We start from the raw sequence: 13,390 nt of genomic DNA, 5'->3' as shown, positions 1-13,390 counted from the left end.
TTTGGAAAACTGGAGAGGCGTTCCCCACAGCCGTGGGGATTAACCGACATCAGACAACAAAATATGTTGACGACCACAGCGTTCCCCACAGCCGTGGGGATTAACCGGCGACTACTCATTATTTGACGAATTAGTGAATGCGTTCCCCACAGCCGTGGGGATTAACCGCATGGCTAACATTACTTTACCTGAACCAGCAGGCGTTCCCCACAGCCGTGGGGATTAACCGATCTCTAATATACTTAGTATGAGTCTGACCATGCGTTCCCCACAGCCGTGGGGATTAACCGAATTGGGTTCCACATATACCAGAGCCTTACAAGCGTTCCCCACAGCCGTGGGGATTAACCGCCGCTTAAAGGCAACGTCAAGAAGGCCAAAACGCGTTCCCCACAGCCGTGGGGATTAACCGGCCGAAAAACTGACGGGCGCGGTAATGGATGCGCGTTCCCCACAGCCGTGGGGATTAACCGCATGGCGTTTAACAGTCAAAGCAGAAGCCAACGCGTTCCCCACAGCCGTGGGGATTAACCGCTAACTTTCTGCCAAATGCCCGACTCCCTATCGCGTTCCCCACAGCCGTGGGGATTAACCGGCCGAAAAACTGACGGGCGCGGTAATGGATGCGCGTTCCCCACAGCCGTGGGGATTAACCGTAATGGCGTTTGACGCGGAACAACTGACACGCGCGTTCCCCACAGCCGTGGGGATTAACCGCATGGCGTTTAACAGTCAAAGCAGAAGCCAAAGCGTTCCCCACAGCCGTGGGGATTAACCGTAATGGCGTTTGACGCGGAACAACTGACAAGCGCGTTCCCCACAGCCGTGGGGATTAACCGTTATGGGTGCTGACGAGTCGCAGACCGATAGGGCGTTCCCCACAGCCGTGGGGATTAACCGAGACTCTCCAGTTCTAATGGATTCAGCCTTTAGCGTTCCCCACAGCCGTGGGGATTAACCGAAATTCTTATCTTGCTCCAAGTATCTCAAGATGCGTTCCCCACAGCCGTGGGGATTAACCGCTGGAATGATTAAAGCCATGCAGGCGCAAAGCGCGTTCCCCACAGCCGTGGGGATTAACCGCGACCATGCCACGCGTGATTTTATTAAACGCCCGCGTTCCCCACAGCCGTGGGGATTAACCGACGTACTTTGCCCCCAACGATTGGGCGCGCGGGCGTTCCCCACAGCCGTGGGGATTAACCGCGGGGTTTAACGGGGGGGTTTACCGTAAACTCGCGTTCCCCACAGCCGTGGGGATTAACCGCCGACGATAAACGGCAAACAAACGAGCGGGTTGCGTTCCCCACAGCCGTGGGGATTAACCGATGATTCCCGCCTGCAGAAATCGTATGCAAAGGCGTTCCCCACAGCCGTGGGGATTAACCGGAGCTGATCTTTCTCAATGCCCGACTGCCCAGCGCGTTCCCCACAGCCGTGGGGATTAACCGCGATTCCAGTAGGTACGCCGCTTGATCATTTTGCGTTCCCCACAGCCGTGGGGATTAACCGGCCAAATCATCACGGTGCTGACCAACGGGGATGCGTTCCCCACAGCCGTGGGGATTAACCGTAGCAATCCCAACCGTCACCAAATCTATGCCAGCGTTCCCCACAGCCGTGGGGATTAACCGTCTTTGAATGCGTTATTATCATTGGATCTAAAGCGTTCCCCACAGCCGTGGGGATTAACCGGGATTAAAACATGCGAATCTCGCGCAGCTTCAGCGTTCCCCACAGCCGTGGGGATTAACCGCTCTTAATGGGCTTTCTAGTCATTATGGTCTCGCGTTCCCCACAGCCGTGGGGATTAACCGCATTAATGATGATGTTTCATCTTTGGGTCTTGGCGTTCCCCACAGCCGTGGGGATTAACCGCCATTGATTTGTATATTAATTATTTTATTATCGCGTTCCCCACAGCCGTGGGGATTAACCGAAATTATTTCCAAAGAAAACTGGTTTGAGGATGCGTTCCCCACAGCCGTGGGGATTAACCGGCCATTTACAGCGGGTCAGAAGGCGAAACAAGGCGTTCCCCACAGCCGTGGGGATTAACCGTCTTTTTATTCATCGCTTGCGTGTATTTAGTTGCGTTCCCCACAGCCGTGGGGATTAACCGCAATCCGAACGGATGAAACCCTTTTGGGGAGCGCGTTCCCCACAGCCGTGGGGATTAACCGCGCTGCTTGCTCGCAGAAATCAGCTAACGTAGGCGTTCCCCACAGCCGTGGGGATTAACCGTGATGTGCTGTTTGTAATGTACTCTTGCGAGTGCGTTCCCCACAGCCGTGGGGATTAACCGTACGTCTAGGCATGTTCGTAGTGACTAAGAGCGCGTTCCCCACAGCCGTGGGGATTAACCGGATTAAGCTCTTTTTTTGATCGAATCATCTTGGCGTTCCCCACAGCCGTGGGGATTAACCGATCAAATTGCTTCAATACTAGGCTACATAGGAGCGTTCCCCACAGCCGTGGGGATTAACCGGCATCTCTTTTGGTGACGCATTACTTGATGAAGCGTTCCCCACAGCCGTGGGGATTAACCGCATGTGTTTGATCTTGCGAGGCGTCGAATGGTGCGTTCCCCACAGCCGTAGGGATTAACCGGTCCTTGTGCATGGTTTGCGGTTCCCAATGTAGCGTTCCCCACAGCCGTGGGGATTAACCGCAAATAGAATGGATTGAGTGGGTTTGTTCGATGGCGTTCCCCACAGCCGTGGGGATTAACCGCCTCGTTATGCTTATTCAAGACATAAAAAAACGCGTTCCCCACAGCCGTGGGGATTAACCGTTGGGATAGTAACTTTTCACGTCTCGTAATTGGCGTTCCCCACAGCCGTGGGGATTAACCGCGTCTTCAATTAATTTTTCAATTGCTTCGTGTGCGTTCCCCACAGCCGTGGGGATTAACCGCAAAGAAGGGTATTTAAACGCCACTTTATTTGGCGTTCCCCACAGCCGTGGGGATTAACCGCTTGGAAAGGGTCAGCAGCGACCACGGCAGAAGCGTTCCCCACAGCCGTGGGGATTAACCGAAAATCCGAGCGTTTCCGACCTAGCCATAGGCGCGTTCCCCACAGCCGTGGGGATTAACCGCGGACGCATTGAACACAGGTCATAACTCAGAAGCGTTCCCCACAGCCGTGGGGATTAACCGTTGACCAGCCTTTGTTTAGCATGAGTTTACGTGCGTTCCCCACAGCCGTGGGGATTAACCGCTAATCTCGCCTCCTCTTTAGTTATGCCTGTTGCGTTCCCCACAGCCGTGGGGATTAACCTCGCCAATTACATAGAAACCTTTATTGTATTTCGCGTTCCCCACACTCGTGGGGATTAACCGGTTTTTTTATTGATCTGATACGTGGCGGTCAAGCGTTCCCCACACTCGTGGGGATTAACCGGCATGAGCGTGAAAAGCCTTGCCGTTAAATTGGCGTTCCCCACACTTGTGGGGATTAACCGAAAACGTCATACAGCTGCAGAACGAACTGATAGCGTTCCCCACACTCGTGGGGATTAACCGTTTTGATATTACTGATTATGATGGCATTGATACGCGTTCCCCACACTCGTGGGGATTAACCGTCTTGAATACAAGTAGTCATTGATCGGGATAGGCGTTCCCCACACTCGTGGGGATTAACCGCTGATGACAACGGTAATCGGAAATTGATCCAGCAAAGGAGTGGTCTCGCCAGTGGCACTCAAGCCGCCGTGTGGATTGAAGTATTAGTTGGTAGGTAATTAGGCGCTGGGTTGTTGTTCCGCCTCATAAGGTGATGGTTTATGCGTACAGTAACTGATGCTTATTTATTCTTTGTTTCTTGGATTTTAATTATGGCGAGTTCGCCACAGTTAAAATATCAGCAGACTGGGTCATTGTTTTTCAATGATGATTGAGCGGATAAACAGGAATGACGGGAGAATATTTCTGTCGTGGGATTGTGAGTATGAGGAGTTGGACTATCTATTGTTTTAATGTCATCGAATTCAATGATTTAGTTTTGGTCGTTAAGTCTGTTGTTGGCAGATTACGGTCGTGCCTCCCTCATGCTGCCCTACGGTGTGGTTGATGATGGCTTGGTGTGTTTTGGACGTAAAGGCCGCTGGCAGATTACGGTCGTGCCTCCCTTATGCTGCCCTACGGTGTGGTTGATGATGGCTTGGTGTGTTTTGTGGGGCAAAGGGCCGCTGGCAGATTACGGTCGTGCCTCTCTCATGCTGCTCTACGGTGTGGTTGGATGTTAAAGGGAATGGGTTTTTGCAGTTGTTAGATGATTCGATTATATTGTATGAATCGAACGATTTATTTGGAGATGATGATGAATACTATTTCTGCCAATGAGGCTAAAACTCATTTTGGTGATTTATTACTAAATGCTCAAAAATCTCCTGTTCAAATCAGTAAAAATGGTAAGCCAGTTGCTGTTGTTATTTCCGTTGATGATTATGAGAGTATCGAAGCGTTAAAATTGCATTTATTGCAAAATAAAGCCGCTCAAGCAATGAAAGATATATCAAAGGGAGATCTGGTTGCTGGTGAAGCGTTTTTCAGTGAGCTTGAAGAAGGGCTTTATGATTAATGTCTGTCACTTATTATTTAACACCTGATGCAAAGTCAGACTTAGTTGGAATTCATCGTTTTACGTTAGCAAACTGGGGGATCACTCAGTCTAAACAGTATTTGTTTGGGATTAGGCAAACGATTAGATTGCTTGCCGAATCACCTTCTCTTGGTAAGAGTCGGCCGGAGATCCGAGAAAATGTTTTCAGTTTTCCCTACGGTAGCCACGTTATTTATTATGTTGAAGGTAAAAATCAAGTTGTTGTCTTTGCCGTTTTGCATAAAAGTATGGTGCCGTTTATTCATCTTATTGAAAGAAAATTCATCTAAACCGCCCTCCGTTTTATAGGCCGTTGTAGCAGATTACGGTGGTGCCTTCCTGATGTTGATCTGGGGTTTGGTGAAGAATCTTTTGTCGGGCTGAAGCCGCGACCTGCAAAATATTATGTGGATCAATATCTTGCAGGTCGGTGTTTATGTCGTTGGTGGTTACACCAAGTCAAAAAGCAGTGCTTTGACGCGTTTTTCACTCAGTCTTTCAAAGTTAATATCTGTTACGTCTTCAATTTTTGCGCCGTCGCCTGGGTGCATGGTGATGCCGTTGCCGAGGGAGAGTTCGCCTTCGATCAGGTGCACATAGTAATGGCGGTTTTTGTCCGCTGTCCAGGTGGCAGTTGGTTGATCTTCTAGGATCAGTTGGATGAGCTGCATGTTTTGTTTTATGTGCAGTGTGCCATCTTTTCCATCTGGGGTGATGATGGTGGTGAAGCCTTGTGCTTGGCTAAATTCCTTTTGTTGGTAGCCGGGTTCTCCGCCTAGTTTGTTTGGCATGATCCAAATTTGTAGGAATTTCAGCATGTCTTTTTTAGAGGCGTTGAATTCACTGTGGTAGATGCCTTTGCCTGCGGACATGAGTTGATACTCGCCTGCGGGCAGTTCTTTTATGTTGCCTGCGCTGTCTTTATGGGCGATGGTGCCTTCTAATACTAGGCTGAGTATTTCCATATCGCGGTGGCCGTGGGTTTCGAAACCCGCGCCGGGTGTGACGGTGTCGTCGTTGATGACGCGTAGGTCAGAAAAGCCCATGTGCTGTGGGTCGTAGTAGTTGCCAAAGGAAAAGGTGTGGTTGCTTTTTAACCAGCCAAAGTTGGCGTGTCCACGGTCTTGTGCGTTGCGAAGTGTGATCATTGTCTTTCTCCTAGTTTTTTCTCGCAATTCATAATGATGTGCGGGTATGAAGTGAGTGTAGTGGGTGGGAAAAAGAAAGAAAATTGGAAGGTTTTGAGCTAGTATTTCAAAAAATTTGAACAAAGGTTGAGCTATGGCCTACGCGGTGACATTGGAAGCATTACGGGTGTTGGAGGCGATTCATCAGTTGGGCAGTTTTGCGGCGGCAGCGGAGGCGTTGTTTAAGGTGCCTTCGGCGTTAACGTATACGGTGAAGAAGCTGGAAGACGATTTGGGCGTGGCGCTGTTTGATCGGTCTCGACAAAAAGCGGTGCTGACGCCAGCAGGGCATTTGGTGTTGGAGCAAGGTCGTGCCATTCTTGCTGCTGCTGTGCGCTTAGAAGATTCGATCAAGCAGTTTGAGTCAGGCTGGGAGCCTAAGCTGAGAATCGCACGAGATACTGTGTTGCTGGAGTCGCCTTTGATGTCTGTGGTGGGGGATTTTTTATCACAAAATCGACCCGTTGAGCTGACTTTATCAGAAGAAGCGGTGGGCGGTGGTTGGGATGCCTTGCAAGACGATAGGGCCGATTTGGTGATTGGGGCAACGGGGGAGTTGCCAAAGGGCAATGTGCATATTCGTGCGATTGGTGAGATAGAGTTTGTCTTTGCGGTGTCACCAACGCACCCATTAGCGTTGACGGATGGGCCGATTACCGCCGCGCAATTACGTCAGTATCCAGCGATTGTGGTGGCAGATAGTTCAAAAATTTTACCCGCTCGTAGCAGTGGTATTTTTGAGAGTCGCCAAGTGCTGAGGGTCGATACCATGCGCAGTAAAATTCAGGCGCAATGTTTGGGTTTAGGGGTGGGGTATTTGCCGAAACATCGTATTGTTGATGAGCTGAGTGCTGGGCGTTTGGTGTTGCGCCAGTGTGAGTTACCAAGGCCGAATCAGATGGCGTATTTGGCATGGCGTAAAGACGAACCGGGTTTGGGGTTGTCTTGGTTTGTAGAGCAGTTAGCGGTGCAAGATTGGCGGCTTTGTCATTCTCGCTAAAGGAGGCTGTCGCTAAACGAATTCCGTCGATCTTGTGGATCGTGCTTTAGCGCGTCAAGGTTTTTGGTTTTGTGTTGTTGGGCTTTTGACGGCCTAAAGGCCGACCTACAGGTGATTACCTTGGGCTATTTTTTTAAGGGGTATGTGTGTTTTCTCTCTCTCTTTCCGTGTTGCCGGTGTTTTTGTTATTGATGGCGGGGGCGGTGTGTCAGCGCTGGCGTTTTCCGATGGATGGTTTTTGGTCGGGCGTGGATAAGTTGTCTTATTGGGTACTGTTTCCCGCTTTGTTGTTTCATAAAACCTCGCAGATCGATTTTTCTAACCCTTTGTTGCCTAAGTATGCGTTTATCTTGCTGTTTGCTTTGGTGGTGACGGCGATTTTTGTGTTTGTCAGTACGTGGCTGATGAAGGTGGTGGCGCCGACGGCGTCGTCTATGTTGCAAGCGGGCGTTCGCTTTAACACCTTTGTGATGTTGGCGTTGGCAGGGAGTTTGTACGGCAATGAAGGGTTGGTGCTGGCGGCCTTGGGGGCGTCGGTGTTGATACCCTCTATTAATGTGTTTTTGGTGGTGTCTATGACCTTGATGCATGGGCCGTCTACAACCGATCCTTCTGCTTCCACCTCCTTACCACGTTTGTTAAGTGGTGCCTTGATCCGTAACCCGTTGATTGTGTCGATTGTGCTGGGCAGTGGTTTGAATTTGTTGGGATGGACGCCGATTATTGTCGTTTCCGATGTGGTGGGGATGTTGTCACAAGCGGCGTTGCCATTGGTGTTGTTGGCGGTGGGCGCGAGTGTGCGTTTTGAGACGATTCGTGCGGTGGGTATGACTTTTGTTATGTCTTCGGTGGCGCGTTTTGTGGTGTTTCCCTTGGTCATTGGTGTTATGTGCTGGTGGCTGGATGTGCGGGGGTTGCCAGCGTTGGTGGCGGTGTTGTTTGGTGTGGTTCCTACGGCTACATCGGCTTATGCATTGGCTCGTCAGTTAGGCGGTGATGCCGATAAAATGTCGGCTTACATTACTATGCAGACCTTGTTGTCTGTGGTGACCTTGCCTGTGAGTGTGTGGTTGAGTCAGTTGTATTTAAGCTGATACGCCGTTAGGAGGGCGATTTAACCGGTTTTAAAAAAGATATGTTGCGGTGTTTTGTCATATCAATACTGATATGCAATTCGCCGTAACTTGCATTTGAAAGCACAGGAAGTGAGTTATATTCTCAATGGCAGAGTATGGCTGAGGCGGAGTGTCCGCCGTGTTGTTCTCAGTACTGATCACAACAAAAATAAAAGGAATCTAGTATGCAATCTCTTTCTGTTCGTTCTTCTGTTTGCCATTCGTTACCATGGTTAGGGGCTTTTAAGCGCAAGGCTTTGCTGACGACTTTCGCTGTGATGCTTCCTGTGTTTTCCGTTTCGGCGATGGCGGCGGATCTTACTATAGGGTTTTCGCAAATTGGCTCTGAAAGTGGCTGGCGAACGTCTGAAACCGAATCCATTAAGGCTGAGGCGGAACGCCGTGGCTACGATCTAAAATTCTCCGATGCGCAACAAAAGCAAGAAAACCAAATCAAAGCGGTACGTTCATTTATTGCCCAAGGGGTGGATGGCATTTTGTTGGCACCTGTGGTGGAAACCGGTTGGGATCAGGTATTGAAAGAAGCGCAACGGGCTAAAATACCGGTTGTGTTGATTGACCGTGGTGTGGCGGCGGACCCTAGCTTGTACTTAACCAAAGTGGCATCTGACTTTAAAGAAGAAGGCGCCTTAGCGGCTTCTTGGTTGGCAGCGCAGACCAATGGGCGTTGTAATATTGTTGAGTTGCAGGGTTCTGTTGGTTCATCGGCTGCGATCGATCGTAAGACAGGGTTTGATTCTGTTATCAGTAACTTCCCAAATATGACGATTATCCGTTCACAGTCTGGCAACTTCACTCGCGCTGGTGGTAAAGAAGTAATGGAGAGCTTTTTGAAAGCAGAGGGCGGTGCGAAGAATATCTGCGCGCTGTTTGCTCACAATGACGACATGGCATTGGGGGCGATTTTGGCAATGAAAGAAGCAGGCGTGAAACCAACCAAGGACATTTTAGTGGTGTCTATTGATGCGGTGCCAGATATTTTTAAAGCCATGGCAGATGGCGAAGCCAATGCCACTATCGAGTTAAACCCTCATCTTGGTGGTCCCGCGTTTGATGCCATTCTGGCGTCTCAGAAAGGCGAATCTGTTGACAAGTGGATCAAAGCCAACGGCCCATTGTACCTTCCAGACACAGCGGCTGCGGAATACGCGAAGCGTAAATAATAGGCAGGCACACCTAGAGAAAAGGCGTTCTAGGTGTGCTTGATTGTTTTGTATTCGCTATAACGGAGACGGCAGGCCATGTCGCATTTAGCCAAAGATACTTCAGTAGTCAAAGACACTTTCGAAGCGGCGCAAAGCGCGTCCCATTCGTTACTCGAAATCAAACACTTATCAAAATCTTTTACCGGTGTGCAAGCTTTAAACAATGTGTCTTTGTGCATTCAGCCGGGTGAGATTCGGGCTTTGTTGGGTGAAAACGGTGCCGGTAAATCTACGTTAATTAAAGTGCTGACGGGCGTCTATCCACGTGACAGTGGAGAGGTTTTTTTAGATGGCCGTTTGATCAATGCATCGGACAGTGGTCATGCGCAGCGTTTAGGCATCAGTACGGTTTATCAAGAGGTGAATCTGATTCCGACCATGTCGGTGATGGAAAATCTCACTTTACAGCACCAAGAAAAAACCTTTGGTCTAATCAGTTGGAAAAAAGCCGAAATCCGCGCGCGAGCATTGTTGGCGCAGGTCGGTTTAGACATAGACCCATTGCGACAGTTAGACACCTATTCGATTGCCATTCAGCAGCTGGTGGCGATAGCTCGGGCGTTAAGTACGCAAGCCAAAATGCTGATTTTGGATGAGCCGACGGCCAGTTTGGACAGTGATGAAATCAAGCAGTTGTTTGATTTGATGACGCGTCTGAAATCCGAAGGGCTAGGCATTATTTTTGTGACGCATTTCTTAGATCAGGTGTATCGCATTACCGATAGTATTACGGTGCTGCGCAACGGTGAGTGTGTGGGGACTTTTAAAACGGCTGAGTTGACGCGTTCTGAGTTGGTCAGTCACATGGTGGGGAAATCCCTAGAAGATCTTACCCCGACCGCCCACGATCATTCTATTAAGCGTGAGCGCACGGAACTGTTGCAGCTGAACAATGTGGGCAAGCAGCGCTATTTGCAGCCTTTGGATTTGAGTATTGCGGCGGGGGAGATTGTTGGCGTAGCGGGCTTATTAGGTTCTGGTCGCACGGAACTCTGTGAATTGGCTTATGGCTCGGTGAAGGCGGATCAGGGGGAAGTAATACTGGGTAAGCATTCACTGACGAATTTGTCTTTGCGCCGTGCGATTCAAGTTGGCATGGGCTATTGCCCTGAAGATCGTAAGCTCGACGGTATCGTGGCGGAGTTGAGTGTCAGAGAAAATATGATTCTGGCGTTACAAGCAAGTCGAGGCTGGTGGTCACCCATTTCCATGGCAGAGCAACAGCAGCTTGTGGAAGACATGATTCAGCGTTTGGCGATCAAAACGCCCGATATGGATAAGCCTATTGGTCAGTTGAGCGGCGGGAATCAGCAGAAAGTCATTCTCGCTCGGTGGTTGATTACACATCCTGCTCTGTTGATTTTAGACGAGCCCACTCGCGGTATTGATATTGGTGCGCATCACGACATTATTCAAATCATTAACGAGCTATGTGAACAAGGTATGGGCTTGTTAGTGGCCTCTTCTGAATTAGAAGAGTTGGTGATGTTTGCTCATCGTGTGGTGGTGATGAAAGACCATCAAAAGATATCGGAGCTTCATGGCAATGAAGTGTCTGAGCAAGCCATATTGCGCACGATTGCCAGTTAACATGGTTTGTCGTGTTCTGCTTCTTTCGGTCTGTTTTCAAAGTAGTTGTCCCTATGAAAAAGAATAAGTTTTTGCATAAACATCAAAAAACGCTCGCGCCCTTGGTATCGCTGGTACTGATCATTCTAGTGACCGCGTCCATCACACCGGGGTTTTTGAGCATTCAAATGGTCGATGGGCATTTGTTTGGTAGCCTGTTGGATATTTTGCATCGTGCCACGCCAACTGCTTTGGTGGCATTGGGCATGGCAGTGGTGATTGGTACCCGTGGGATTGATTTATCGGTCGGTGCTGTGATTGCTATCTCAGGGGCGGTCACGGCGGTACTGACAGTGAACACTGACTTTCCTGTGTGGCTGGTGATCCTATGCGCTTTAGGCACTGGTGTACTATGCGGTGTGTGGAATGGCGTATTGGTGTCGGTGTTTAATATTCAGCCGATTGTTGCCACCTTGATTTTGATGGTAGCAGGGCGTGGTATCGCCCAGATGATTACCGAAGGGCAGATCGTTACCTTTCATTCTGATGTATTGGATGCCATTGGTAATGGTTATTTTTTGGCGTTTCCGATTCGGGTGTGGATTGCGATTGGCATGATTGTATTGACCTTGGTGGTGATGCGAAAAACCGCCCTGGGCTTGTTTATTGAAGCCGTCGGGGCGAATGTGAGGGCCAGTCGTTTAGTCGGGATCGAAGCGCGTTTGTTGGTGTTATCGGCTTATGTGTTTTCCGGATTCTGCGCGGCCATGAGCGGCATTATTCTTGCCGCAGACATTCGCGGAGCGGATGCGAATAATGCCGGATTATGGCTAGAACTGGACGCTATTTTGGCGGTGGTGTTAGCGGGAGCTTCGTTAGCGGGCGGGCGTATTTATTTATTATTGACGATTGTCGGTGTGCTGATTATTCAGACGTTAACCACGGCGATTCTGACCAGTGGTTTGCCAGCGCAATATAATTTGGTGGTGAAAGCGACCATTATTTTGGCGGTATTGTTGATTCAATCGCCGAAAACCCGTCAGTGGCTGTCTGGTTTTTTCCAGAAAAAGCAGACTTCAGTAAAAGGGAACACAAAACCATGATTAATGAACGAAACTTGCCAATATTGGCAACCCTGTTGGTGTTTATCCTGTTGTATGGTTTTGGCGTGTACGAATACAAAGGCTTTCGTGACACCTTGGTGTTTTCCAATTTATTGACCGACAACGCGTTTTTGATCATCACGGCCATTGGCATGACGTTTGTTATTTTGTCCGGTGGTATCGATTTGTCAGTGGGGTCAATGATTGCCTTTGTGGGGGTGTTGATGGCGTATTTGATATCCAATATGGAAATACACCCGCTGTTTGCCATGGGTATCGCTCTGATGGTCGGTGTGGCTTTTGGTGCGATCATGGGGATGATTATTGCGTTTTTTGAGATTCAGGCTTTTATTGTGACCTTGGCCGGAATGTTTCTGTTTCGTGGTCTGGCGTACCTGATTAATCTGGATGCGGTGCCTATTGATCACCCTTTTGTTGCTGGGTTATCGAGTATTTATTTGCCTTTACCAGGTCGTGGTGGTTTGACCTTTATTGCCATGGCTATGTTGGTGTTGTTGCTGATGGGGATCTTAATTGCTCGTCGTACCCGTTTTGGCATGAGCGTGTATGCGTTGGGGGGAGACAGTCATTCTGCCGCTCTATTAGGTGTGCCAGTTAAGAAAACCATTATTAAGATCTATGCTTTGAGTGGTTTTTACAGCGCTATGTCTGGGGTGATCTTTGCGATTTACACCGGTTCCGCCTATCCGTTGGCCGCAGTTGGTGTGGAGCTGGATGCTATCGCCGCGGTGGTCATTGGCGGAACCTTGTTAACAGGCGGTGTGGGTTATGTGTTTGGGACCTTTTTGGGCGGCATGATCCAAGGCATTATTCAAACCTTGATCACATTCGATGGCTCGTTAAACAGCTGGTGGACAAAATTGGCAGTGGGTGGTTTGTTGCTGTTTTTTATCTTGTTGCAAAAGGGCATTGTGGTGTGGGTAAAAAAACGCTCAGCGGCCTACAGGTGATTGGTTTTATGTAGGTCGTGCTTTAGCGCGTCAAGGTTTTGGTTTGATGTTATGAGGTTTTGACGGCCTAAAGGCCGACCTACATTTTGATGGGGATTGGTTTGGTGCCATCGGCTTTTGACGGCCTACAGGTGATTGGTTTTATGTAGGTCGTGCTTTAGCGCGTCAAGGTTTTGGTTTGATGTTATGAGGTTTTGACGGCCTAAAGGCCGACCTACATTTTGATGGGGATTGGTTTGGTGCCATCGGCTTTTGACGGCCTAAAGGTGATTGGTTTTATGTAGGTCGTGCTTTAGCGCGTCAAGGTTTTGGTTTGATGTTATGAGGTTTTGACGGCCTAAAGGCCGACCTACATTTTGATGGGGATTGGTTTGGTGCCACAGGCTTTTGACGGCCTAAAGGTGATTGGTTTTATGTAGGTCGTGCTTTAGCGCGTCAAGGTATTGGTTTGATGTTATGAGGTTTTGACGGCCTAAAGGCCGACCTACATTTTGATGGGGATTGGTTTGGTGTCATCGGCTTCTGACGGCCTAAAGGCCGACCTACATTTTGATGGGGATTGGTTTGGTGCCATCTGCTTTTGACGGCCTACAGGTGATTGGTTTTATGTAG

General features: G+C 49.2%; 10 protein-coding genes and 1 CRISPR repeat array (1 of these 11 cut by a window edge). Of the genes, 9 read left to right on the top strand and 1 reads right to left on the bottom strand.

The window, feature by feature from the left end; translation table 11 throughout:
* Positions 1 to 3,649: a CRISPR direct-repeat array (repeat unit 29 nt; unit sequence GCGTTCCCCACAGCCGTGGGGATTAACCG); it reaches 2,608 nt to the left of the window's first position.
* Between the two features lie 374 nt (positions 3,650 to 4,023).
* The 3 genes from DKT73_RS08035 to DKT73_RS08025 all read left to right on the top strand — a co-directional run bounded on the left by DKT73_RS08035 (position 4,024) and on the right by DKT73_RS08025 (position 4,897).
* Positions 4,024 to 4,251 (top strand): hypothetical protein, encoded by a 228-nt coding sequence (locus tag DKT73_RS08035; RefSeq protein ID WP_111638047.1) that lies wholly within the window; start codon positions 4,024 to 4,026, stop codon positions 4,249 to 4,251.
* A gap of 74 nt (positions 4,252 to 4,325) precedes the next feature.
* A complete protein-coding gene (locus DKT73_RS08030) occupies positions 4,326 to 4,586 on the top strand; it encodes a type II toxin-antitoxin system Phd/YefM family antitoxin (RefSeq protein WP_111638046.1) in 261 nt (86 codons plus the stop codon).
* Positions 4,586 to 4,897 (top strand): type II toxin-antitoxin system RelE/ParE family toxin, encoded by a 312-nt coding sequence (locus DKT73_RS08025; protein ID WP_111638045.1) that lies wholly within the window; start codon positions 4,586 to 4,588, stop codon positions 4,895 to 4,897. The genes DKT73_RS08030 and DKT73_RS08025 overlap by 1 nt, the downstream gene beginning before the upstream one ends.
* Before the next feature lie 159 nt (positions 4,898 to 5,056).
* On the opposite strand, the gene DKT73_RS08020 is transcribed toward DKT73_RS08025, so the two are convergent.
* Positions 5,057 to 5,755: a pirin family protein gene (locus DKT73_RS08020; RefSeq protein WP_111638044.1), complete on the bottom strand. Its 699-nt coding sequence runs from the start codon at positions 5,753 to 5,755 to the stop codon at positions 5,057 to 5,059.
* A 133-nt stretch (positions 5,756 to 5,888) separates the two neighbouring features.
* On the opposite strand from DKT73_RS08020, the gene DKT73_RS08015 reads away from it, so the two are divergent.
* The 6 genes from DKT73_RS08015 (at position 5,889) to yjfF (ending at position 12,778) form a co-directional block, all read left to right on the top strand.
* The gene (locus DKT73_RS08015; RefSeq protein WP_111638043.1) at positions 5,889 to 6,794 is read left to right on the top strand and encodes a LysR family transcriptional regulator; all 906 of its coding nucleotides are present in this window, start codon (positions 5,889 to 5,891) and stop codon (positions 6,792 to 6,794) included.
* A gap of 146 nt (positions 6,795 to 6,940) precedes the next feature.
* Positions 6,941 to 7,888: an AEC family transporter gene (locus tag DKT73_RS08010; RefSeq protein WP_111638042.1), complete on the top strand. Its 948-nt coding sequence runs from the start codon at positions 6,941 to 6,943 to the stop codon at positions 7,886 to 7,888.
* 206 nt (positions 7,889 to 8,094) lie between these two features.
* Positions 8,095 to 9,093: an ABC transporter substrate-binding protein gene (locus DKT73_RS08005; protein WP_269814503.1), complete on the top strand. Its 999-nt coding sequence runs from the start codon at positions 8,095 to 8,097 to the stop codon at positions 9,091 to 9,093.
* 78 nt (positions 9,094 to 9,171) lie between these two features.
* Positions 9,172 to 10,725, top strand: a complete 1,554-nt coding sequence (locus DKT73_RS08000) for a sugar ABC transporter ATP-binding protein (protein ID WP_198666572.1) — start codon at positions 9,172 to 9,174, stop codon at positions 10,723 to 10,725.
* Between the two features lie 53 nt (positions 10,726 to 10,778).
* Positions 10,779 to 11,807, top strand: coding sequence for an ABC transporter permease (locus DKT73_RS07995; protein WP_111638041.1), 1,029 nt, complete (start codon positions 10,779 to 10,781; stop codon positions 11,805 to 11,807).
* Complete coding sequence (gene yjfF, locus DKT73_RS07990; protein ID WP_111638040.1) at positions 11,804 to 12,778, top strand: galactofuranose ABC transporter, permease protein YjfF; 975 nt, start codon at positions 11,804 to 11,806, stop codon at positions 12,776 to 12,778. Before DKT73_RS07995 ends, yjfF begins: the two co-directional genes overlap by 4 nt.
* Positions 12,779 to 13,390 lie beyond the last annotated feature (612 nt).

This window comes from Marinomonas shanghaiensis, from assembly GCF_003259175.1.
Lineage (GTDB): Bacteria > Pseudomonadota > Gammaproteobacteria > Pseudomonadales > Marinomonadaceae > Marinomonas > Marinomonas shanghaiensis.
This window is presented reverse-complemented; position numbering and strand designations above follow the sequence as displayed.

What these genes read in the sequence shown, in the direction of transcription:
- DKT73_RS08030 (WP_111638046.1), top strand. Translation starts at nt 4,326, where the DNA reads ATGAATACTATTTCTGCCAATGAGGCTAAAACTCATTTTGGTGATTTA.
- DKT73_RS08025 (WP_111638045.1), top strand. Translation starts at nt 4,586, where the DNA reads ATGTCTGTCACTTATTATTTAACACCTGATGCAAAGTCAGACTTAGTT.
- DKT73_RS08020 (WP_111638044.1), bottom strand. Translation starts at nt 5,755, where the DNA reads ATGATCACACTTCGCAACGCACAAGACCGTGGACACGCCAACTTTGGC.
- DKT73_RS08015 (WP_111638043.1), top strand. Translation starts at nt 5,889, where the DNA reads ATGGCCTACGCGGTGACATTGGAAGCATTACGGGTGTTGGAGGCGATT.
- DKT73_RS08005 (WP_269814503.1), top strand. Translation starts at nt 8,095, where the DNA reads ATGCAATCTCTTTCTGTTCGTTCTTCTGTTTGCCATTCGTTACCATGG.
- DKT73_RS08000 (WP_198666572.1), top strand. Translation starts at nt 9,172, where the DNA reads ATGTCGCATTTAGCCAAAGATACTTCAGTAGTCAAAGACACTTTCGAA.
- DKT73_RS07995 (WP_111638041.1), top strand. Translation starts at nt 10,779, where the DNA reads ATGAAAAAGAATAAGTTTTTGCATAAACATCAAAAAACGCTCGCGCCC.
- yjfF (WP_111638040.1), top strand. Translation starts at nt 11,804, where the DNA reads ATGATTAATGAACGAAACTTGCCAATATTGGCAACCCTGTTGGTGTTT.